General features: G+C 48.0%; 23 protein-coding genes and 1 riboswitch. Of the genes, 3 read left to right on the top strand and 20 right to left on the bottom strand.

Annotated elements, in window-relative coordinates; all coding sequences use genetic code 11:
* Positions 1 to 36 precede the first annotated feature (36 nt).
* From T3H97_RS03970 to purM, 9 genes are all read right to left on the bottom strand, one after another.
* Positions 37 to 1,119 carry an alkene reductase gene (locus T3H97_RS03970; RefSeq protein WP_025723272.1) on the bottom strand — a complete coding sequence of 361 codons (1,083 nt, stop codon included), beginning with the start codon at positions 1,117 to 1,119 and terminating at the stop codon, positions 37 to 39.
* A 49-nt stretch (positions 1,120 to 1,168) separates the two neighbouring features.
* Positions 1,169 to 1,954 (bottom strand): SDR family NAD(P)-dependent oxidoreductase, encoded by a 786-nt coding sequence (locus T3H97_RS03965; RefSeq protein ID WP_272639895.1) that lies wholly within the window; start codon positions 1,952 to 1,954, stop codon positions 1,169 to 1,171.
* Complete coding sequence (locus tag T3H97_RS03960) at positions 1,951 to 2,652, bottom strand: SDR family oxidoreductase (protein ID WP_025723270.1); 702 nt, start codon at positions 2,650 to 2,652, stop codon at positions 1,951 to 1,953. Before T3H97_RS03960 ends, T3H97_RS03965 begins: the two co-directional genes overlap by 4 nt.
* A 364-nt stretch (positions 2,653 to 3,016) precedes the next feature.
* Positions 3,017 to 3,592 (bottom strand): TetR/AcrR family transcriptional regulator, encoded by a 576-nt coding sequence (locus T3H97_RS03955; protein ID WP_272639894.1) that lies wholly within the window; start codon positions 3,590 to 3,592, stop codon positions 3,017 to 3,019.
* Positions 3,593 to 4,001: 409 nt separating this feature from the next.
* Positions 4,002 to 4,457, bottom strand: a complete 456-nt coding sequence (locus tag T3H97_RS03950) for a DinB family protein (RefSeq protein WP_218230387.1) — start codon at positions 4,455 to 4,457, stop codon at positions 4,002 to 4,004.
* A gap of 212 nt (positions 4,458 to 4,669) precedes the next feature.
* Entirely contained in the window at positions 4,670 to 5,935 is a 1,266-nt protein-coding gene (gene purD / locus T3H97_RS03945; RefSeq protein ID WP_328801748.1) for a phosphoribosylamine--glycine ligase, read from the bottom strand.
* Positions 5,936 to 6,006: 71 nt separating this feature from the next.
* Positions 6,007 to 7,554 carry a bifunctional phosphoribosylaminoimidazolecarboxamide formyltransferase/IMP cyclohydrolase gene (purH, locus tag T3H97_RS03940; RefSeq protein WP_013308804.1) on the bottom strand — a complete coding sequence of 516 codons (1,548 nt, stop codon included), beginning with the start codon at positions 7,552 to 7,554 and terminating at the stop codon, positions 6,007 to 6,009.
* 130 nt (positions 7,555 to 7,684) lie between these two features.
* Complete coding sequence (purN, locus tag T3H97_RS03935) at positions 7,685 to 8,299, bottom strand: phosphoribosylglycinamide formyltransferase (RefSeq protein WP_190298628.1); 615 nt, start codon at positions 8,297 to 8,299, stop codon at positions 7,685 to 7,687.
* The gene (gene purM, locus T3H97_RS03930; RefSeq protein ID WP_272639891.1) at positions 8,299 to 9,339 is read right to left on the bottom strand and encodes a phosphoribosylformylglycinamidine cyclo-ligase; all 1,041 of its coding nucleotides are present in this window, start codon (positions 9,337 to 9,339) and stop codon (positions 8,299 to 8,301) included. Before purM ends, purN begins: the two co-directional genes overlap by 1 nt.
* Positions 9,340 to 9,542: 203 nt before the next feature.
* Between purM and T3H97_RS03925 the strand changes: the two genes are divergently transcribed.
* Positions 9,543 to 9,719: a hypothetical protein gene (locus tag T3H97_RS03925; protein WP_328801747.1), complete on the top strand. Its 177-nt coding sequence runs from the start codon at positions 9,543 to 9,545 to the stop codon at positions 9,717 to 9,719.
* A 350-nt stretch (positions 9,720 to 10,069) separates the two neighbouring features.
* Here the strand turns inward: T3H97_RS03925 and purF are convergent, their stop codons facing one another.
* The 10 genes from purF to T3H97_RS03875 form a co-directional block, all read right to left on the bottom strand.
* A complete protein-coding gene (gene purF, locus T3H97_RS03920) occupies positions 10,070 to 11,551 on the bottom strand; it encodes an amidophosphoribosyltransferase (protein WP_103049928.1) in 1,482 nt (493 codons plus the stop codon).
* The gene (purL, locus tag T3H97_RS03915; protein ID WP_328801746.1) at positions 11,536 to 13,779 is read right to left on the bottom strand and encodes a phosphoribosylformylglycinamidine synthase subunit PurL; all 2,244 of its coding nucleotides are present in this window, start codon (positions 13,777 to 13,779) and stop codon (positions 11,536 to 11,538) included. Before purL ends, purF begins: the two co-directional genes overlap by 16 nt.
* Positions 13,757 to 14,446 carry a phosphoribosylformylglycinamidine synthase subunit PurQ gene (purQ, locus tag T3H97_RS03910; RefSeq protein WP_250243204.1) on the bottom strand — a complete coding sequence of 230 codons (690 nt, stop codon included), beginning with the start codon at positions 14,444 to 14,446 and terminating at the stop codon, positions 13,757 to 13,759. Before purQ ends, purL begins: the two co-directional genes overlap by 23 nt.
* A gap of 4 nt (positions 14,447 to 14,450) precedes the next feature.
* Positions 14,451 to 14,696 (bottom strand): phosphoribosylformylglycinamidine synthase subunit PurS, encoded by a 246-nt coding sequence (purS, locus tag T3H97_RS03905; RefSeq protein WP_013308797.1) that lies wholly within the window; start codon positions 14,694 to 14,696, stop codon positions 14,451 to 14,453.
* A 58-nt stretch (positions 14,697 to 14,754) separates the two neighbouring features.
* On the bottom strand, positions 14,755 to 15,636 hold the full coding sequence (locus T3H97_RS03900) for a phosphoribosylaminoimidazolesuccinocarboxamide synthase (RefSeq protein ID WP_025719826.1): 882 nt from the start codon (positions 15,634 to 15,636) through the stop codon (positions 14,755 to 14,757).
* A gap of 719 nt (positions 15,637 to 16,355) precedes the next feature.
* Complete coding sequence (gene purB, locus T3H97_RS03895; protein ID WP_013308794.1) at positions 16,356 to 17,654, bottom strand: adenylosuccinate lyase; 1,299 nt, start codon at positions 17,652 to 17,654, stop codon at positions 16,356 to 16,358.
* 2 nt (positions 17,655 to 17,656) lie between these two features.
* Positions 17,657 to 18,832, bottom strand: coding sequence for a 5-(carboxyamino)imidazole ribonucleotide synthase (gene purK, locus T3H97_RS03890; RefSeq protein WP_328801745.1), 1,176 nt, complete (start codon positions 18,830 to 18,832; stop codon positions 17,657 to 17,659).
* Positions 18,829 to 19,314, bottom strand: a complete 486-nt coding sequence (purE, locus tag T3H97_RS03885) for a 5-(carboxyamino)imidazole ribonucleotide mutase (protein WP_013308792.1) — start codon at positions 19,312 to 19,314, stop codon at positions 18,829 to 18,831. The genes purK and purE overlap by 4 nt, the downstream gene beginning before the upstream one ends.
* Positions 19,315 to 19,462: 148 nt before the next feature.
* Positions 19,463 to 19,564, bottom strand: a riboswitch (purine riboswitch).
* 351 nt (positions 19,565 to 19,915) lie between these two features.
* Positions 19,916 to 20,350: a universal stress protein gene (locus T3H97_RS03880; protein WP_061832065.1), complete on the bottom strand. Its 435-nt coding sequence runs from the start codon at positions 20,348 to 20,350 to the stop codon at positions 19,916 to 19,918.
* Between the two features lie 144 nt (positions 20,351 to 20,494).
* Complete coding sequence (locus T3H97_RS03875; RefSeq protein WP_013308789.1) at positions 20,495 to 20,758, bottom strand: DUF1294 domain-containing protein; 264 nt, start codon at positions 20,756 to 20,758, stop codon at positions 20,495 to 20,497.
* A gap of 193 nt (positions 20,759 to 20,951) precedes the next feature.
* On the opposite strand from T3H97_RS03875, the gene T3H97_RS03870 reads away from it, so the two are divergent.
* Positions 20,952 to 21,080: a DUF4023 family protein gene (locus T3H97_RS03870; protein WP_013308788.1), complete on the top strand. Its 129-nt coding sequence runs from the start codon at positions 20,952 to 20,954 to the stop codon at positions 21,078 to 21,080.
* A gap of 343 nt (positions 21,081 to 21,423) precedes the next feature.
* On the top strand, positions 21,424 to 22,584 hold the full coding sequence (locus tag T3H97_RS03865) for a type II asparaginase (RefSeq protein WP_328801744.1): 1,161 nt from the start codon (positions 21,424 to 21,426) through the stop codon (positions 22,582 to 22,584).
* Positions 22,585 to 22,766: 182 nt separating this feature from the next.
* On the opposite strand, the gene T3H97_RS03860 is transcribed toward T3H97_RS03865, so the two are convergent.
* On the bottom strand, positions 22,767 to 22,904 hold the full coding sequence (locus tag T3H97_RS03860) for a hypothetical protein (protein ID WP_016819760.1): 138 nt from the start codon (positions 22,902 to 22,904) through the stop codon (positions 22,767 to 22,769).
* Positions 22,905 to 22,964 lie beyond the last annotated feature (60 nt).

The raw sequence follows: 22,964 nt of genomic DNA, 5'->3' as shown, positions 1-22,964 counted from the left end.
TTGTACGCCATCATAAAGCAATATCCATGTTATTCTTTACTGATGTTGAGATTGAAGTTCTTTCATCGTAGGATAATCTGTGTAACCCTCGCTTCCGTTACCAGAGTACAATGTTTTACGATCTGCTTCATTCAAAGGAAAGCCTTCTTTAAGACGTTCAACTAAGTCCGGATTAGCTAATGACCATACCCCGACTGGCGCCATATCAGCAAGGCCATTATCAATATCTACACTAAGATCTTCTAGAGCCCGTCCAGCTCTATTGACTAATAATGGATTTGGCCAGATGTTGCGAATTTCACGGAGCAGTGTTTCGTTCCCTAAATGCATAACATGGAGGTAAGCTAAATTATATTGAGCTAATTCTTTTACAAGGTGAAGATAAACTTCAAGACCGTGTTCGCCCTCATCAATTCCGTTAAGAGGTGTTCCCGGCGAAATACGGAAGCCTGTTCGTTCTGCTCCAATTTCTTCAACGATTGCTTTCGTTACTTCAATTGCAAAGCGAGCACGGTTCTCTATCGATCCACCGTATTTATCCGATCGTATATTAGAATTCTCCCCAATAAATTGATTAATCAGATAACCATTTGCTCCATGAATTTCAACGCCGTCGGCTCCTGCTTTAATAGCTGCCGCTGCTGCTTTCCGGAAGTCTGCAATTGTCGTCTGGATATTTTCTTCACTTAACTCTCTTGGAACGGGTATTTCCTGCATCCCTTTAGCCGTAAACATTTCTACACCGGGTGCGATCGCAGATGGTGCAACGGGTTGACGATGATGTGGTGTATTGTCGGGGTGCGAAACACGACCGACATGCATTAATTGGATAAATATAAATCCACCTTCTTCATGTACCGCATCCGTAACCTTTTTCCAACCTTCAATATGCTTTTCCGTATAGATGCCCGGTGACCTTAAGTAACCTTGACCATCATCAGAAGGTTGTGTGCCTTCAGTAATAATTAAACCCATCGATGCTCTTTGAGCATAATAATGGGAAGTTAGCTCTCCCGGCGTACCATCCTCTTGCGCTCTACTACGTGTCATTGGTGCCATCGCTAACCGATGGGGTAATTCCAGGTTGCCAATTTTCGTTTTGCTCCACAGTTTTTCCATTTTAAAACCCCCTCTTTGAATTGAGTTTATTAACTCCAATGTCTTTCGATTATCGCTCCACTTTAGCCTGTGCGGATCTGACCGCATTTGTCATGAGCTTGCGAGGCAGCAACCGCGGCAAGAACGCCATGAACTTGTTGCGCCCCCCTGTTATGATTAAAGTCTTGCCCCGCAAGAATTCGCGATATCCTATGTCAGCCACCTGCCCAACCTCCATGACGCCGCTTCTAAACAGCTTTGAGGTGGCTAGCCCAGCACGATCGACAAAGCCAGTCGCTGTCGCTCCCGGACAGAGTGCGGACACAGTCACGCCTGTGCCGCGCAGCTCATTCTCCAAAGCCTCAGTGAACGATAGTACGTACGCTTTTGTCGCATAGTAAACTGCCATCAGTGGTCCAGGAAAAAAAGCCACCAACGAAGCCACATTCAGCACGCCCCCTTGCTGCCTTTTGACCATATCCGGTAAGAACACCTTAGTCATTACAGTCAGAGCCTTGATATTAATGTCGATCATATTCATCTCTTGCTCCAACTGTGTCTCCAAGAATTCCCCGTACAAGCCGAAGCCCGCATTATTAACAAGAAAGTCGACGGTGATCCCTTTTTCTTTAAGCTCCCTGTAGATTTCCTCTGCCACGCCAGGTAATGCAACATCTTTGGCGATGTATGTCGTTTGGACACGGTACTTTTTCCGATATTCCCTCGCGAGATCCACGAGCTTGTCCTCGCTGCGTGCGACCAGCACCAAATCGTATCCGTCTTTGGCGAAACGATTCGCCAGCTCTTTTCCAATTCCGCCCGACGCTCCGGTAATTAGTACAGTTTTGCTCATCATTTAAGCTGTGGGTAAATAGCAGCTACACCGCCAGCGAGAGCACGCTGGAGTTGACGGCTCGGTTCATCAGCAAGAATTTCAAAGCTATCGGACTCTATTCCATCAATTGCAATTTTTGCAATATCAGCAGGGTTGGACTTCGGAGCTTCAACGCCTGACGTCATGTCTGTATCCATAAAGCCCACATGCAAGCCAGCTACTCTCACATTTTGAGGATACAGATTTAAGCGCAACTCGTTCGTCATTGCCCACGCAGCCGCCTTTGCAGCCGAATAAGCGCCTTCACTCCCGCCACTACTGAACCATGATAATGCGGAAAGGATATTCAGTATGGATCCCCCACCATTATTAATAAGAATAGGTGCGAAATTGCGAATCATGGATAATGTGCCAAAGAAGTGCGTATTAAATTCCAACTGTATTTGATCGAGATCACCGTCAAGCAAAGTAGCTCCTGTAGCCGAGCCTGCATTATTGATCAGAAGCGTAACATCTTGAGCGGCCATAGCAGCTGCCGCTACCTCTTGAGGGTTCGTAATATCAAGCTTTACAGGAATTGCACCGGGAATGTCAATGGACTGCGGATTTCTTGCTCCGGCATACACCTTAGCCCCTCTGGATAGAAGTTCAAGGGCAAGATGGCGACCAAAACCTCGGTTCGCGCCAGTGACAAATGCAACTTGTTGAGAAATATTCATTTTCATGTGCTCCTTTTATTGTATTTTGTTTATGAAATTGTTTTCTTGAAGCTATTTGGTCTGCGTTTTGATACGTAGTAATTACGGTAAGCGAGTTTTACTCGATACTTGTTTTCTAATGAGAACGGTCACTCTCAAAATCGTTAAAAAAAATGCTGAGTGCCTTACTCTGTTGTTTTTATGTGTTGTGTTGTTTGTTGTTTTAACTGCGCTGATAAACTTCATTGTAAACTATGCTTTAGAGCTTCTTTCGGCGTTTTTAGAATGTTCATTCTAAATTAGGCGTAAGATAACTCGATCGCAAAGAGCATGGATTAGCAGAAGGGACACTTCACATCTGAACTGACTACCACAATTACCCTTATTATTCCAGGAGCTTCATCGAAATATGAGTAATACGGTGAAGCTTTTCTCTGGAAGCCGAGGTTCTTGCCATTACCCTTAACCCAATCCATACATTATGCAGGTATTCCGCCAATTCCTCAGCATTGTATGTGGAGGTGAATTCACCGTCACGTTGTCCCCAAAGAATAATCTCCCTGAGCAATTGCTCTGCTGTCGTGAATGCTTTCGTGGACTTGTTGTCCACCTCGACGTCACGCGCCGCCAATTCTACGGCCGAATTCACCATTAAGCAGCCGGCTGGCGAGTCCTCATCCCCGTCGATCATGAAACCAAAAGTAAACTGTAATGCCTCCGATGCGGTCTTGGATCCTTTAACCCCTCCTGCAAGCACGGCGCTGATTTTGTCGTCAAACCGATCCATCGCTTTCAGGAACAGATTATGCTTATCTCCAAAAGTATCATACAAGCTTCTTCGATGAATACCCATATGCTCAACCAACTCGGTCATGGACGTTTTCTCGTATCCCTGCTCCCAAAAGAGCCGCATCGCCTTATCCAAGACTTCTTTCTCTTCAAACTCCTTGCTTCTCGCCATTCCAATCTCCCTCCCTCAATTAATATAACATATTGAGAACGATCAGTAAAGAATCGTTATGCTCTTTTTGAATGACATATTTCCATCGAGTTGGTTATCCTACAATTCTACATATTGTAACTCCCCTGCCCGTTAGCTTAAACAAGTACCGGCAGTCTAATGTAGTGCTTATGAAAAGTAAATAAGCCCATAACCGTATTTGGAAGCAAATTAATTTTCCAATTTATAAGGGTATGGGCTCTCTTTGATCCTAAATAAGGCAGTGTAGGTTCTTATCACTTATAAAATATCATCGTCTGCTAATATACATTAGCATATTGTTCTTATATGGTAAAAGCAATTTGTTGAGCTATCGTACCCGTCGTTCAATGCCAATCCCACCCCGAGTAATGGTGATTATTAGGCCCTGTTAGAGCCTCGCGAACGTGATGTAATCGACTTGGACAGGCTCTGCCGATTCGATCCGAAGCGCCCGGTTGATCTGTCCCCGGTGATATTGCCCATGTAAGAGGACCTGCGACAGGATGTCCCGGACGGACGTTCGGAACGGAACCCCGCTCTGGTTCGCATAGTCGATCATCTCGTCCAACTCGGATTCCTCAAGCCCTTCGATATAGACGCGATATTGTTCGGCGTTTTCTTCGAACATCGTCCGGATCGCCGTCAGGTCTTCTGCTTCCTCCCACAATGAATATTGCGCGCTACCCTTGCCCTGCAATCGGGACAGCCAGACTCGTTCCGCGACCGCGACGTGCCGAACCAGCTTCAAAAGGTCCTTGTTCTTCGTCTCACTCTCCTCGAGCGCGTCCAAGATGCGTCCGTCCGCCCAGTACAGGTGGTCCATCATGCACTTGATCGTCTTCATTTCGGTTTCCCCCTCTTCGTCTCATCGATTACTTGAACCTACTATTAACCGTTAGTTTAATCATTTGAATGAACTAAAACAACCTTTTTTGGGTGAATTCCTTGTTGCTGTAATAGCACTAAGAAAACGCTTTATTTTCTCAGTATACAACTTTATTTTCTTTGAACAAAAAGAGAACCTCCACAGAGGTTCTCTTTATCTTTATATCGCTGCTACAGCAATGCTTTTGCCGCAATGTCCGTACGGTTTTGTTTACCTTCAAAGGTAATACGATCCGCCTGTTCGTAAGCTTTGTTCCGTGCCCCGGCAATATCACGTCCCAAGCCGACCACACCTAATACACGTCCGCCGTTCGTTACCCACTCACCCTGTTCATTGATGCCCGTTCCAGCATGGAACACGATAGCTTCGTCTACCTGTTCCAATCCGTGGATAGGTACACCTTTGGCGTAAGCTCCAGGATAACCTCCAGATGCCAGCACCACACATACCGCCGCTTCATCCTTCCACTCGATCTCCACCTGATCCAGCGTGCCATTTACAGCAGCAAGAAAAATATCGAGCAGATCGGATTTTAAACGAGGCAGAACCACTTGAGTTTCCGGATCACCGAAACGTGCATTAAACTCAATGGTCTTTGGCTTGCCGTCCGGCGAAATCATCAATCCAGCAAATAATACACCTCGGAACGGGCGCCCTTCAGCAACCATGGCCTTGGCCGTCGGCTTAATAATCGTCTCAATAGCTTCCTCAATAATGGAATTGGCTATGTGAGGCAACGGAGAATACGTACCCATGCCACCTGTATTCGGCCCTTTATCACCATCAAAAATGGGCTTGTGGTCTTGCGCCGCAGCCATCGGACGAACCGTTTCACCGTCGACAAAGGAGAGAATCGACATTTCCTGACCAGCCAGAAACTCCTCGATCACGACTTGTGCCCCGGCTTCACCAAACACCTTGGTCACCATAATGTCAGAGAGAGCCTTTTCCGCTTCCTCCATCGAGTAAGCCACCGTTACGCCTTTGCCTGCCGCCAATCCGTCTGCCTTGATGACGACCGGGATCGGTTGGTCCTTCAAGTAAGCATGTGCTTCCTCGTAAGTATAAAACTTGCGATAGGTTGCTGTCGGAATATGATATTTGTGCAGCAAATCCTTCATGAAGATTTTGCTACCTTCAATTTCCGCTGCATTTTTACGCGGTCCGAATACTGGAATGCCTTTCGCTTCAAATGCATCCACAATACCATCTGCCAGCGGATCATCGGGGCCAACCACAACAAGTCCTACCTTTTTGGATTCCGCCAGCTCTGTCAGCGCGTCAAAGTCACTCACCGGAATCGGCACACACTCCGCTAACTGTCCGATACCAGCATTGCCTGGTGCGCAATAGATTTGTCCGGCCTTGGGGCTTTTCTTCAGCGCCCATACAATTGCATGTTCGCGGCCGCCCCCTCCGATAACCAAAATATCCATTCAGGTGATTCCTCCCGCTCCCATTAAGATTGTTCAGGTGAAAATGCTGCTGCATCCTCAACTCATACAAGTTAGTGCTTGAAATGACGTACGCCTGTAAAGACCATGGCAATGCCGTATTCGTTAGCAACTTTGATGGACTCTTCGTCTTTGATGGAGCCGCCCGGCTGAATAACTGCTGTGATGCCTGCTTTAGCTGCCAACTCCAACGTATCACCCATCGGGAAAAATGCATCGGATGCCAGTACGGCACCTTTTGCTTTGTCACCGGCCTGCTCGATAGCAATCTTGGCCGCACCGACACGGTTCATTTGTCCTGCGCCTACGCCAATGGTCATATTATCTGCCGCCAGTACGATGGCGTTGGATTTCACATGCTTAACCACTTTCCAGCTAAACAAAAGCTGTTTCAGTTCTTCCTCGGATGGTGCCCGCTCCGTTACAACTGTTAGTGCATCCGAGTCTACAGCGTGAATGTCATTTTGCTGAACGACCATACCACCTTCAATGGAAGTCACGACGAAACGGCTCTCTGCCTGTTCAGACCGGGAAAGCTCACCCAGATCAAGCAAACGAATATTTTTCTTTTTCGTTAAAATCTCCAATGCTTCTTTCGTAAATCCCGGTGCCAGTACAATTTCCAAAAAGATCTCACTCAGCTTATTCGCTGTATCACCATCAATAATCCGGTTAGCCGCTACGATGCCACCGAAAATCGAGGTTGGATCAGCTGCATACGCCTTGCTGTACGCTTCATAAATACTTCCGCCAATTCCCACACCGCAAGGATTCATATGCTTAACTGCTACTACGGTAGGTTCGCTGAATTCTTTGACAATTTGCAAAGCGGCATTAGCATCATTGATGTTATTGTAAGACAGCTCTTTGCCGTGAAGTTGTTTCGCTGTTGTCAGTGTACCCTTTGCCGCCAATGGCTCACGGTAAAATGCCGCCTGCTGATGCGGATTTTCGCCATAACGCAAATCCTGAATTTTTTCATAGGTTACAGTGTATCGCTCAGGCAACGGCTCGCCTGTCACATTCGACAAATAATCGGATATCAAAGCGTCGTATGACGCCGTATGACGGAAAACTTTTGCGGCCAAACGCTTACGGGTATTCAGCTCCGTATCGCCATCCTTACGGATTTCCTCCAACACTGTGCTATAGTCATCAGCATCGACTACCACACTGACAAAAGCATGATTTTTTGCCGCAGAACGAAGCATCGTTGGACCGCCGATGTCGATATTTTCAATCGCGTCCTCATAAGTTACACCGGGTTTGGCAATCGTTTCCGCAAAAGGATACAGATTCACAACGACCAGATCAATATAACCCAATCCAAGTTCTTTCATCTGACGCTGATGCTCTTCATTATCCCGAACAGCCAGCAAGCCGCTGTGTACCGCAGGGTGGAGTGTTTTAACACGTCCATCCATAATTTCAGGAAAACCCGTTACCTCTGAAATGCCGATGACGGGAATGCCCTCCTTCGACAACAAGCTGCTCGTTCCCCCTGTCGAAACGATCTCCACACCCAATTTGGACAACTCGCGGCAAAATTCCACGATCCCCCGCTTATCCGATACGCTGACGAGCGCTCTTTTAATACTCACCCTGTCTCCTCCTTTAGCTCTTTCAGAATTTTGCAAAATTCTCTTTTATCATTTTATTTCCCGAGAAATATCGGAAAATGCCTGTACAGCATCCTTGATATGACAATGATATGACAAATTACAATCATTCTTAGAGAAGTGAAATCACTTTGCGACCATTTAATTGGATTTTACCCTGGGCCAATTTGCCAACTACCTCTGGATATAGCTGACGTTCCACGGATTGAATGGCTGCGGATAAGGATTCCGCTGTATCATGGTCATCAACTTGCACGACACGCTGGGCAATAATGGCCCCCGTATCCATGCCCCCGTCCACAAAATGAACGGTGACGCCACTTACCTTGACCCCATAGGTCAATGCCTGTCCAACAGCATCTTTCCCTGGAAATGCCGGAAGTAGTGACGGATGAATATTAATGATTTTTCCTGCGTAGGCATCGACCATGACGCTGGATAGCAAACGCATGTAGCCAGCTAACACGATGAGATCAATCGATTTCTGCTCCAGTAAAGTCACCAGTTCACGCTCATAGTCTTCTCGAGAAGGATATTCCTTGGGTCGAAAAGTATGGCACGCAATTCCGGCTTTCTGTGCTCTAGCTACGGCAGGAGCTGCAGGCTTGTCACAGATGAGCAGTTCTACCGAGGCGCCGCCCAGTTCTCCACGCGCAGCCGCATCCACCAATGACTGAAAATTCGTCCCTTCGCCTGATGCAAAAACAGCAATTCGGTACTCGTTCATTACACCTCGGCTCCCGTAAAGGTCACGATAGAACTGCCTTCCGTTACTTTTCCGATCACATATGCGGCTTCGCCCTGTTCCTTCAGAACTTCCAGTGCAGTCTGTGCATGCTCTTCGCCTACAACGATTACCATCCCAATTCCCATATTAAAGGTTGTGAACATGTCTTTGTTGGAGATTGCGCCTTTTTCCTGCATGAGCTGGAAGATTGGCAAAATCGGCCAAGTGCCGTATTCTATATCCACATTGACGTGATCCGGTAACACTCTAGGGATATTTTCAATAAAACCGCCACCTGTGATATGCGCCATACCTTTTACTTTTACCTTGTCCAGCAATGCCAAAACGGATTTCACGTAAATTTTCGTCGGCTCCAGCAGTACATCGCCCAGTTTGCCGTTCAAGCCTTCGATTTCTTCATGCAAATCATAGCCCTGCTGTTCCAATAACAGCTTGCGCACCAGTGAGAAGCCATTACTGTGAACTCCGCTGGAGGCCAGTCCGATCACTGTATCTCCGGGAGCAATGGAGCTACCGTTGATGATTTTGCTTTTATCTACAATCCCTACCGTGAATCCGGCAATATCATATTCACCCTCGCTGTACATCCCTGGCATTTCTGCGGTTTCACCGCCGACCAGCGCACAGCCCGATTGATGGCAACCCTCTGCGATTCCAGCGACTATAGCTTCAATTTTCTCGGGTACAACCTTGTCACAAGCGAGGTAATCCAGAAAAAAGAGTGGCTCCGCGCCCCCGACGATAATGTCGTTTACACACATCGCAACCGCGTCAATACCAATGGTGTCATGACGATCCATTGCGAAAGCAAGCTTCAGCTTCGTGCCGACACCATCGGTACCGGAAACGAGTACAGGCTCCTCGTACTTATCCTTATTCAGGCCAAACAACGCACCGAATCCGCCCAAGTCCGTCAGCACTTCGGGACGGAAGGTACGTTTAACGTGCTTTTTCATCCGTTCTACTGCTTCATTACCGGCAGCGATATCTACCCCTGCGTTTTTGTATGCTTCGGACATTCATGAACACTCCTTCAAATGATTGACCCTCCTAAGTCCTCCCTAACAGGGAGGATTCCATGGGGCTGCTCCCCCTGGACCCCTCAAGAGTCGGTCAGATGTGTAAGGTTGGGTGCTGCTTGGTGGTGGTTCGTGCTGTGAGTCGCGTGTTTTCCATTGTCATTTTTGCGGGCCATTCCCGCAAATGACAAGGACACGCTTTGGTGCGTTGCCGCCTTCACGGCGGCGGGCACGTCCCGGGCTGTTTGCTTCGCAAAGGCGGGGACGTGCCGGGCAAAGAAGTGAGCGGCGCTTACGAGCGGCTCACTTCTTTGCCCTTTGAAGCAGGCAGCTTCGCCTTGCCTGCTTTTGAGCTTCGCTTCGCTTGCTCAACCTTATAAGAGCAGGGTGACTTTTTATGAATCACCGCTCCGTTAAAAACTCATGGCATAAAATAGTTATGCCATGAGTTTTTAACGACCTTACCTATCCTCTTCCCGGTGGGAACCAAAGAGGTACAGGCACTGCTGAAAATGATGCACACCTGAGAAACGCAGCAGGTGGAAGGATTCTGGAGAAGCGAAAGCGTTCGCCTTTACCGCTGGATTCCAACCCTGTAAGGGGTTTTATTTCAATCCAGGAATCCCGCGGCAACAGCGATCGGAAGAACCTTCCACACGCGGAGTGGTCCCCTCAGAAACGCCATCCCCATTCCTGCCATGCACCACTGTGCCTCTTTTGTTCCCTTTTCTCAACAACTACATCCGGACTTTTCTTCACCTTTGAAATCTACCTGAGTTGGGTAATCATTATCGAAACAGGCTAGGCACAAGCCGCCTTTGTAATCTTGTTCGTTATATCCGCCTACAGCGGCAATCAAACCCTCGGCGCTCATAAAGTAGAGCGAATCGGCGTTAATTTCCTCACGTATTTCCTCGACGGTTTTGGACGAAGCGATCAGCTCCCGGCGATCCGGCGTATCAATACCATAGAAGCACGGGTTTTTGAAAGGCGGCGAGGTAATACGTACATGTACCTCCAACGCGCCCGCATCACGCAGCATATTCACGATTCGGCGGGAAGTAGTGCCCCGGACGATAGAATCGTCGATCATAATGACTCGTTTACCTTCAACAACACGTCGTACAGCGCTCAGCTTCATTTTCACACCCTGCTCGCGTAGCTCCTGACTCGGCTGAATGAAGGTACGTCCAGTGTATTTATTTTTAATCATACCCAGCTCATAAGGAATACCTGTCTGCTCTGCATAACCAATCGCAGCCGAAATACTGGAGTCCGGTACACCGGTAACCAAATCTGCATCAACAAAAGCTTCCAGCGCCATCTGGCTGCCCATTCTTTTGCGTGCAGCATGAAGATTAGAACCATTCAAGTCACTGTCAGGCCGGGCAAAATAAATATATTCCATTGCACATAGCGCTTTACGGTGCTTTTCTTCCGTGTAACGATCTTCATGCAGTCCATTTTTGTCCAACACCAACAGCTCACCCGGCTCGATATCGCGCAGCAGCTCTGCGCCAATCGTTTCCAAAGCACAGGACTCGGATGCAAACAAGTATGCATCACCTAATCTGCCCATCGTCAACGGGCGCAAGCCGTTGGGATCAGAAGCAACCAGCAGTTTATCGTTGGTCATAATGAGAAAAGCAAATCCACCGACAATACGCTTCAATGCATCTTTCGCGGCCTCCACCAAATCCTTGGACGACCTTGCGATCAAATGCGCAACTACTTCGGTATCGCTGGTCGTTTGAAAAATAGACCCGCCTTGCTCCAGCTCATGCCGAATTTGCAAAGCATTTACAATATTCCCGTTCGTAGCTACCGCTAGATCGCCATCACGATACTTGAACACTAAAGGCTGTGCATTCGTTAGCTTACTGTCTCCACTTGTCGAGTAGCGCACATGTCCTATGGCAATATCGCCTGTCAGCGAAGCCATCAAATCTTTATTGAATACTTCTTTTACAAGCCCCATTCCACGATGATAATGGAACTCGTCGCCACTGCTCACACAGATGCCTGCACTTTCCTCCCCGCGATGCTGGAGTGCATGCAATCCGTAATAGGCTAGGGAAGCGGCATCGGAGTGTCTATACACACCGAATACGCCGCATTCCTCTTTTAATTTATCAAACAGCCCCTCTTTACCAGAGCCTTCATTATAATAATCTCCAGTCCACAACGTCCGTGCTGTTATTTCATCAGACATGGAATGACATCCTCCCAGATTTGCTTCAAACTAGCGACTGCCTCGTTCAAAGCGGGTTGTCCGTTCACCTCAACTGTCAATTGTGATCCTTCAACTTTTCCTAATACAGTAACTGGCACTTCCAAACCACGCAGATGTGCTTCCAGAGCAGACGCTTTATCCGGCGATGCAGATAACAAAATACGGGATTGGCTTTCGCTAAACAAAGCATGGTCAGGACGCAAACTCGTTTCTACGTTGACCTGTGCTCCCAATCCGCCGCTAATCCCGGATTCCGCAAGCGCTACAGCCAATCCGCCCTCTGCCAAATCATGCGCAGATTGTACCAATCCGCCCTGAATCGCTCCCAGTACCGCAGTCAGCAGTTTTTTCTCTACGTTCAAATCCAGCTCAGGCGGGCGTCCCTCGGATACACCGTGTACGACAGCTTGGAACTCACTGCCTCCCAGCTCGGCCTTTGTTTCCCCCACTAGGAAAATTACATCGCCTTCGGCTTTGAAGCCTTGTGTCGTAATATGATCTGTATCATGTACCAAACCTACCATACCGACAACAGGCGTCGGATAGATGGAGCCTTTAGCATTTTCATTGTACAAGCTGACATTGCCCCCGATGACAGGTGTATCCAGTATACGGCAAGCTTCTGCCATACCATCCACGGCTTTTTCCATTTGCCAGAAAATATCCGGCTTTTCAGGGTTACCGAAGTTCAGGTTATCCGTAATTGCCAACGGCTCGCCGCCGGAGCATACAATGTTACGCGCTGCTTCGCTGACTGCAATCCGTCCGCCTACCTCTGGATCAAGGTATACATAACGTCCGTTACAATCAGTCGTCATGGCGAGTCCCTTACGAGTTCCGTGTACGGTCACTACAGCTGCATCCGATCCCGGACGAACGGCTGTACTCGTGCGAACCATGTAGTCATACTGCTCGTATACCCATTTCTTACTGGCTACACTTGGTGATGACAGCACCTTTTTCAGCGCACCGTTCAAATCCGTCACTTCTGCATAACGAAGTGTGTCAATAGCAGCATTTTGCTCATAATAAGCAGGGACTTCGGAAGGCTTGTCATAAATCGGACACTCGTCGACCAGCGCCGTCACTGGCATATCCCCGACCACTTCATTGTGATGGAACAAACGCAAGCGACCGTCATCCGTCACTTTACCAACCTTGGCACAAATGACACCCCAACGCTCGAAAATTTCCAGTGCCTGTGCTTCATCCTTAGGCTCTACTACGAACAGCATCCGTTCCTGTGATTCGGACAGCATCATTTCATAAGGTGTCATGCCCTCTTCACGCTGCGGTACCTGATCCAGATACAGCTCCAGACCGTTGCCAGCCTTACTCGCCATCTCCGCGCTGGAGCAGGTAAGTCCCGCGGCACCCATATCCTGAATACCCAGCACAATACCGCTGTCGATCAATTCCAGACAGGATTCCATAACCAGCTTCTCCATAAAAGGATCGCCTACTTGAACCGCAGTCCGGTTCGCTTCAGATTCCTCTGTCAGCTCAACCGATGCGAATGTCGCTCCATGAATCCCATCACGACCTGTCGGCGGGCCCACATAGAACACCGGGTTACCGACCCCTTTAGCAACACCACGCTGGATTTTATCATGGTCAATCAGTCCGACACACATTGCATTGACGAGCGGATTACCTTCGTAGCTTTCATCAAATACAACCTCGCCACCTACAGTCGGAATACCGATACAGTTTCCGTATCCCGCAATACCAGATACCACATGCTCAAACAAATATTTCACACGGTCACTCTCCAGCTTGCCAAAACGCAGAGAGTTCAACACCGCGACAGGTCTTGCACCCATGGAGAAAATATCACGGATGATACCGCCTACCCCAGTCGCTGCCCCTTGAAAAGGCTCCACAGCTGACGGATGGTTATGGCTTTCGATTTTAAATACAACCGCTTGGTTGTCACCAATATCTACAATGCCTGCGCCCTCACCGGGTCCCATCAGAACTCGCGGACCGCTCGTTGGAAAACGACGCAGCAACGGCTTGGAGTTTTTGTAAGCACAATGCTCTGACCACATGACACTGAATACGCCAATCTCCGTATAATTTGGCTGACGTCCCATGAATTCACAGATCAACGCATATTCACTGTCCGATACACCCATCTGCTGATACAGTTTATGTTCGGCAACCTGCTCTGCCGTCGGTTCCTTAGCGGACACTTGCTGCGCCATGTCGATCCCTCCAAGCGTTCAAAATAGATGTAAACATACGTTTGCCGTCATCTGTCCCAAGCAATGCGTCCACCGCGCGTTCCGGGTGGGGCATCATGCCCAGCACATTACCTTGCTCATTACAAATCCCTGCAATATCCGTCATGGAACCATTAGGATTATCTTTATACTTAAATACAATCTGATTGTTCGCCTGCAAACGAGCCAGCGTCTCATCATCACAGTAATAGTTGCCTTCACCGTGGGCGATCGGAATAATGATCTCTTCACCAGCAGCATAATCTCTTGTAAAAGGTGTTTGGTTATTCGCAACCTGCAACACCGTATCCCGGCATAGGAATTTCATCGACAGATTACGGCGTAAAGCCCCTGGCAACAACCCGGCTTCAGTCAGAATTTGAAATCCGTTGCAAATCCCTAAAATATATTTGCCCTCGGCAGCCGCTTTGGCAACTTCCTTCATCACGGGAGCAAACCGGGAAATCGCGCCGCAACGCAGGTAATCCCCGTAGGAGAAGCCTCCTGGAACAAGAATACAATCATAAGACGACAGATCCGTCGCAGTATGCCAAACATAATCGACAGGTTCACCGACCGTGTCCTCTACCGCCTTATAGCAGTCAATATCACAGTTGGAGCCCGGAAAAACCAGAACTGCAAATTTCATGGAATCAGCCCTCCAGTTCGTAGCGGTAGTCTTCAATGACCGTGTTGGCCAACAGCTTTTCGCACATCTCAATGATGCGCTTTTCAGCACTCTCGCGGTCTGTTGTATCCAGATTCAATTCCATATACTTACCAATTCTGACGCTGTCCACTTCTCCGAAACCCATAGAATGCAGTGCGCCTTGCACCGCAACCCCCTGCGGGTCCAAAACGCTTTGCTTAATCGTGACATAGACTGTTGCTTTCATCATGTTCCTTCAGTTCCTCCTCCGAATGAGTGAATCCTATTGGTTGAATTATGATTACTATTTACTGTGCCGTCAGACGCCGCCAAATATCCGTATATCTTGCAGTTGTTTCTTCTACGACCTCAGCAGGCAATGGATCGGGCTTGCTATTCTTGTCCCAACCAGATGATGCCAAATAGCTTCGTACCGGCTCCTTGTCCATGCTGTCAATCTCAACATCCAGCTCATACTTTTCCTGGGCCCAAAAACGGGATGAATCTGGCGTGAAAATCTCGTCAATCAGAATCACCTTACCGTTAACAAGACCAAACTCAAACTTGCAATCGGCTAAAATAATCCCCCGCTTCTCGCAAAAAGCACGTGCAAATTCGTACAACGCCAAGCTCTTTTCCTCAAGCTCACCTGTTAGTTCAACCCCGACCAGTTCTTTCATTTGGTGAAGGGAAATGTCCTCGTCGTGTCCAACATCATTTTTTGCAGCCGGTGTAAATAAAGGCTTGGGAAAGCGCTCATTTTTACGCAGCCCCTCTGGCAATGGAATGCCGTTCACCTCACCGTTCTGCTCATACTGACGCCAGCCGCCTCCGGTAATATATCCGCGCACCACACACTCAATGTCGATGCGTTCAGCCTTCAGCGTGACCATGATCCGGTCTTTCAGCAACTCTTTATTCTGTTCGTCGATCACATGCCCGAGCTTGTTCACATCGGTATGCACGACATGGTTTTCCAATAAGTCTTTTGTCTGCTCAAACCAGAAAGCGCTGAGCTTATTCAGCACATTCCCCTTTTCGGGCACGGGCGGCTCTAACACATAATCAAAAGCCGAAATTCGGTCCGTCACGACAATCAGAAAATGCTCTCCGAGATCATACAGTTCACGCACCTTGCCTTTGTACAAGAGCGGCGCATGGATCAGACCTTCGGCAGTAGACAATGACATTTCATTACACCTCTTTCAAAGAAGTTTGCCCCTCCTAAATCAACCTTTGCCCCTCCTAAATCCTCCCCTCAGGGAGGACCCCCAGGGCTGCTGCCCTCGGGACTCCCGCAAGGGTTGGCTGGTGAGCGGGATGAGGGCGTTTATTATGGCTAGAGAGGTGTGAGCGCGTTTCGCTGGATGAAGGCTTGTTCGCACAACCTTTCATCCAGCAACGCTTTTACGCCGGTACAAAATAACGTTTTTACGTGCATGTCGCCGCAATACCATTCGGCCCGTGGCCGTAGCACGGCATGCCGTGCAGCGAGCATTGGGCTTCGCCCAGTTGTGCGCATGTGTTACGCTGCGCACGGATACGGTGGTTCAAGGCTTCGCTTCTTGAGCCTGCGCGTTCTCGGGAGGGCAGCGGGCTGTTTGCTACGCAATTCGGCAGCCCTCACGAGAACGTGGCCTGCGATAGAAAAGCAGTGGAACACGCTTTTCCATCGCCCTTGGGGAGGGCGGCATCTTATGTGCCGCACCTCCCCTTTTCCTGCTCCCACATGAAGGGTGGTGCTGGAAGCAGCGGAGCGGACGGAATCTTTCTGGAGAAGCGTTAGCGCTTGCCTTTGCCTCTGGATTCCAACCTCTACGGGTTTATTCCATCCAGGAATCCAGGGGCAACAGCAATCGGAAGAATGATCCGTTCGCGCAGCGGCCTCACCACGCAGCAACCTTCCCTCCTACTCCCCTAATCCCAGCTTTTTGAAGATCGTATCCACGTTCTTCAGATGCCAGGCTGGGTTAAACGCATCCTCGATTTCGTCTGCGCTGAGCACGGCAGTAATTTCCGGGGTCGCCTCGACGATTTCGCGGAATTGGCGTTGCTCTTCCCACGCCTGCATAGCACGCGGCTGCACAGTATCGTAAGCTTTTTCACGACTAAAGCCTTTGTCGATCAGCTTCGTCATAATACGACCGGAGAACGGTACACCGTACGTACGGGCCATATTACGCTTCATATTTTCAGGGAAGACCGTCAGATTTTTTACGATATTGCCAAAACGGTTCAGCATGTAGTTCAACAGCATTGTTGCATCCGGCAGGATAATACGTTCTACAGAAGAATGTGAGATATCGCGTTCATGCCACAGAGTTACGTTCTCATACGCCGATACCATATGCCCACGAATCACGCGTGCCAGACCGGAGATGTTTTCACTTCCGATCGGATTGCGTTTATGCGGCATCGCGGAAGATCCTTTTTGACCCTTGGCAAAGGCTTCCTCCACCTCACGGAATTCACTCTTTTGCAGAGCACGGACTTCTGTAGCAAATTTGTCCAACGATGTGGCGATCAATGCTAATGTTGCCATGTATTCGGCATGACGGTCGCGCTGAAGCGTCTGTGTAGAAATCGGTGCAGGCTTGGTGCCCAGCTTGCGGCATACAAATTCTTCTACAGCCGGGTCAATGTTGGCATATGTCCCAACTGCACCGGACATTTTACCGTATTGGACTTGATCAGCCGCAAAACGAAAGCGTTCCAGATTGCGCTTCATTTCCTCGTACCACAATCCCATCTTCAGTCCGAATGTGGTCGGCTCGGCATGCACTCCATGTGTACGTCCCATCATCGGTGTATGCTTGTAAGCCAATGCCTTTTCCTTCAAAATTTCAATAAAATTCAAAATATCACGTTCCAGGATTTCATTCGCCTGTTTTAACAGGTAGCCCAGTGCCGTATCAACTACGTCTGTGGAGGTCAAACCATAATGTACCCATTTGCGCTCGTCTCCAAGACTTTCGGACACCGTGCGGGTAAAAGCAATGACATCATGTCTTGTCTCCTGCTCAATTTCATAGATCCGTTCAATATCAAAACTTGCATTCTTACGTAGAGCCACGGTATCCTCTTTTGGAATAACCCCTAATTCCGCCCAAGCTTCACAGGCACACAGTTCTACTTCCAGCCACGCTTTAAATTTATTTTCTTCCGTCCAAATCGCTCTCATTTCCGGTCTGCTATAGCGTTCGATCATGACTATTTATTCCCCCAAATATTGGTTTGTTCAATCCATTCCAGCGCTTGTTCCGCATCCTGGCACAATAGATTAATATGTCCCATCTTTCGGCCTGGCTTGGCTTCACTTTTTCCATACAAATGCAGCTTGGGTACAACATCCAATCTTTCAGCTTCAACATCCGATTGCGCAAACCGCCGAACCACGTCCTCCAAATGCTCACCTAGCACATTAACCATCACGACGGAAGTCAGCAGCTTCGTGCTGCCCAAGGGTAAACCGCAAATCGCACGTATGTGCTGCTCGAATTGCGAAGTCGCGCATCCCTCCATCGTGTAATGACCGGAGTTATGCGGTCGTGGTGCTAACTCATTAACGTACAATTGTCCGTCTTCGGTGACAAACATCTCCACAGCGAGCAGTCCCACCGCACCCAGCGACTCTGCCACAGCCAGCGCCAACTTGCGTGCTTCCTCCTGGACTGGTTCTGGCACACGCGCAGGCACAATCGACGTGTGCAAAATATTGTTCACGTGAATGTTTTCCGCAGGTGGAAAGGCTTCGGCTTCACCGTTCGTGCTGCGAGCTACAATCACCGAGATTTCGCAGCGAAAACGAATGAACTGTTCCAATACCAGTTCCGCACCGCCTCCTGCCAGTTGTTCGTAAGCAGCCGTGGCTTGCTCCGGTTGGCGAATGACCACTTGTCCCTTGCCATCATAACCACCGACTGCTGTCTTGAGCACACACGGTACACCCAGTTCAGCTACCGCTTGAACCATATCAGCAAGACTACTGATTTCACGATACGGAGCGACAGGAACACCCGCAGCTTCAATAGAACGCTTTTCTCTCAGACGGTGCTGTGTTGTGTACAAAAGACTGCTGCCTTGCGGCACACTGGATTCCTGTTCCAAAAGTGCAGCCACACCTGCGTCCACATTTTCAAACTCATACGTGATCACATCGCACCGCTCAGCCAGCTCTCTGGCCGCATGCTCATCATCATAGGCAGCGCGGATTTGTTCAGATACCTGTCCACAGGGGCTATCCGGTACAGGGTCCAGTGTCACAAAGCGATATCCTAGATTGGTTCCGGCCAGCACAAGCATTCTTCCTAATTGCCCGCCTCCTAAAAGTCCAATCGTTGTACCAGGAGGTCGGATACGGCCTGCGGGTTCACTTGCCCCATTCATAGCGAGTCACTGCCTTCCAGCACCTCATCACGAATACGGTCGCGTCTTGCCAAAACCCGTTGGCTTATCTTTTCGTCAAAAGCGCCTAATATTTGTGCTGCCAGCAGCCCTGCATTTGTAGCGCCTGCCTTACCAATTGCCACAGTGGCAACCGGAATACCACCCGGCATCTGCACAATGGAGAGCAGGGAGTCCAGACCGTTCAGAGCCTTCGACTGAACAGGCACACCAATGACCGGCAATGCTGTCTTCGCAGCCACCATTCCTGGCAGATGCGCAGCCCCACCCGCTCCAGCAATAATGACCTTTAGTCCACGCCCAGCGGCCTCTTCGGCAAAACGAAACATTAAATCCGGTGTACGATGGGCTGAAACTACTTTTTTCTCATATCCGATTTCAAGCTCGTCCAGCACAGCACATGCATGCTGCATGGTGTCCCAGTCTGATGTGCTGCCCATAATGACAGCGACCTGCACTGACATGTCCTTCACTCCCTGTTTATCAATAAGCGCCAAAAATCCGGCACTCGAAAATAACGTTATTTTCAAGACACCGGACTACGAAAAAACAAACGACAGAGCCTCTTAAAGGCATGCCAAAAGCAAGCCTCTTCCACCGCATCCAATGCGGCTTTAGCCGTATGTCTCCCGTAGTCCGGAAATTTAAGGTTTCCAGGTAGAAACTTCCGGGCCATATCCCCGGCATTATACGAGTTAGCATTGTGCCTATTCCATCCCAATCGATATTCTTTACAAGTATGATCGTGGTTTGTTTCGGCTCAAACACGTGTACCTTATTAAATTGCACCTTAAGTTCATTTTTTATCGACAATACACTTCCTAGTTTAACAATTCCCTACACCTTATGTCAACTTGAAAACGAACATTAGAATAATCATACAATAGAATGTTCGTGTTTAGTGAAATCAGTACCCTTATATACCCACAGGTCAGGACTATTGTATTATATTTAGCTAACGCTCCCCTCCCCTGATAACAGCGAGCGCAACGCATCCCACTGAAAAAAAATAAAAGTCGGCACTCCCTATACAGGCAGTAAACCGACTTTTACTTTTTTATTCAGTTATTTTACGACCAGCACAGGAATGCGCGCATGCTGCACCACATTGTGACTCACACTACCTAATACAAATTCACGAATACCGCCCAAGCCGCGGCTGCCGATCACAATCGCATCGAAGCCATTCTCATTGGCATAATCCAAAATGACTTCGGCTGGAGAACCTTGAATCAGTTCCACCTTGGCATCTACACCCTGCTCAGCAAGTCGTTTTTTAACTTCATCCGTAGTTTGTTCGGCCAAATCGTAATATTCTTTATTTATTGAAGCCGGAATTGGAGCCAAACCTTCGCCCATAAAGATCCGAGGAAAATCGAATGCCGTTACCACCTCAAGCTTCGAGGACGGTGATGCCTTGACCAATTCAGCAGCCTTTAACAAAGCCTTGTTGGATGCATCCGAACCGTCATAAGCAAGCAATACTTTTGAAAATATCATAATATGCACCTCTTCCTAATTCAGTTTATTGATTCAAAGCCTGAAATATGTATTCCTGTGGTTGTTCATTCCATGTCACCGGATGGCTGAAATAGTCTTTTCACTCATCATTAAACTTCCCTATGAGAACCTAAACCCCCAGCCTTACCGTAAAAAATAACCAAACAGCAATGCGTTGATGAATAGCAACGCAGGAATACCTAGTCTGAAGCTCATATGCCGTGTTTTATGGCGTTTGCGATACATCGCAATGAGCACACCCAACGCTCCCCCGATCAGGGCCAGCAAGAACAATGTCCGTTCAGGTACACGATCACGGTGTTTACGTGCTCTCTTTTTATCTTCCGACATTACCAGATAGCCTACTGCATTGATAAACAGCAGCCACACCAACAAGCCTGTCTGCAATGTCTCTCCTCCTTTTGCACACCGTATCAAGTTCAGGCATTAGGCCTTATATAGCGCTCTCTCCCTCATTATAACCCCACCCCTTTTACAGAAACAACGCCTACTCTGACTTGGATAGCACTTTTGCGGAAATAGTAAGGTGGCATGAAGGCAATCCCTGAGTGCATCTATTTTGTTTAAAGGAGGGACTGCGATGGAAAGCACCCATGAATACGTTGAAAAGCTGCGAGAAAATGCAAAAAAGGCAGAACGCAACCGTAAACGGGGAAAAGGAACTCCCAGCGCCAGCTTGCCGACAAAACAGCATTCCAAAAATCCTTGATCAAGGAATCTGCATTAAGCTGTATAGCTGCGTTATTAACGTAAAGTATCAACTTAACCTTGCAGCCTTTTATGTGAATTGATTACAGGGTAAACTCTGTTGTTTAGCTTCCACAATAACAGCAAGCAGACTCCTTATGAGAAATCTGCTTGTTGTTTTGCAAATATTTTTTTGAAATCGATTACATTTATAATAAATAAGTTCTAAAGTCATATTTCCTAACATAAGTGTTGACTAAAAACAATTTTACACCCTATAATTCGTGATATTAACGTAATTCGACAAAATATTTGTCAGTTAATCTATCATTAATATTAGGTTTAAGATTGGAGAGGAGCTTTATATGACTAACATGAAAAAAATGACGATGATTCCCCTGTTGGCTAGCTTTATTCTCGGAAGTACCTTATGGAGTGGTGGATTTACCACCAACGCTGCGGCAGCAGCTACAACCAGTACAACTGCCCCTACTTCTACCACTACAATGTCGGACAAATCCGAAAATCCTCAAACCAATCATTTACCCAATATTAAAATACTTGCCACTGGAGGGACCATTGCAGGATCATCTGCCGTCAACACGGATACAACCGGCTACAAAGCAGGCGCGTTGGGTGTGGAAACCTTGATCAATGCCGTTCCTGAGATGAAAAGTATTGCAAATGTCAGTGGTGAGCAAGTTGTTAATGTAGGTAGCCCCGACGTTAATAATGAGATCCTCTTAAAACTTGCCAAACGCACCAATGAACTGCTTGCCAAAGACGATGTAGATGGCATTGTCATTACACATGGTACAGATACATTAGAAGAAACAGCTTATTTCCTCAATCTTGTTATCAAAAGCGATAAGCCTGTGGTTGTCGTTGGCTCTATGCGCCCAGCTACTGCCATCAGTGCCGATGGTCCCTTCAACCTTTATAATGCAGTGAAAGTCGCCGGGGCTTCCGCCTCTAAAGGTCAGGGCGTACTCGTCCTGCTGAACGACCGTATCGGTGCAGCAAGATACATCACCAAAACGAACACAACAGCAGTCGATACGTTCAAGTCTGTGGAGCAGGGATACCTTGGAGCTGTTGTGGGCGATCAAGTGTACTACTACAACAAATCCACACACAAGCATACGACTTCTTCTGTATTCGACATCTCTAACCTGACTCAACTGCCACAAGTAGATATTTTATACGAATATCAAAACAATGGTCGCTATCTGTATGATGCAGCCGTAGCAGCTGGTGCCAAGGGTATTGTCGTAGCTGGTTCCGGTAATGGTTCCTTGTCCAAGACCTCCTCAGAAGGCGCAGAGGCCGCAGGTAAAAAAGGAGTGATCATTGCCCGCTCCAGCCGAGTGGGAAGTGGAGTAGTGTCCCCGTCAACAAAAGACGCAGCTTCAAACTTTGTATCAACCGATTCGCTTAATCCACAAAAAGCAAGAATTTTGCTCATGCTTGCTTTGACCCAAACGCACGATGTAAACCAAATTCAATCCTTCTTTAATGAATACTAAAAGTAGTCATCCCAAATCAAATAAATACATCATCCTTATTATGAAAAAGAAGCAGCAGTGACGGTTGACCACCGTAACTGCTGCTTCTTTTTTGCGAGACAGGTCTAGCATTAGTAACTACTTCATCTGATATCCAATCGTCTTGGTTCTATACAGTAATTCGTTGTCCCTCCCACGCAGCATCAAGACTGCTGTTTGGGAATCCCATTCAAGCTTGGAGGATATTTCGCTTGCTTCTCTGGATGAGCAGCAATTTCCTCCTCCAGTATGCTTGATTTATTTTGCTGATTATTGATTTTAAGCGGTTTATGTTTGGGCATAAATACTCACCTCCTCGGCTTACCATGCCAAGGAGTGATCGTTTTTATACCGACGTATAC

The sequence above is a fragment of the Paenibacillus sp. LX16 genome (assembly GCF_036252815.1).
GTDB lineage: Bacteria > Bacillota > Bacilli > Paenibacillales > Paenibacillaceae > Paenibacillus > Paenibacillus polymyxa_B.
This window is presented reverse-complemented; position numbering and strand designations above follow the sequence as displayed.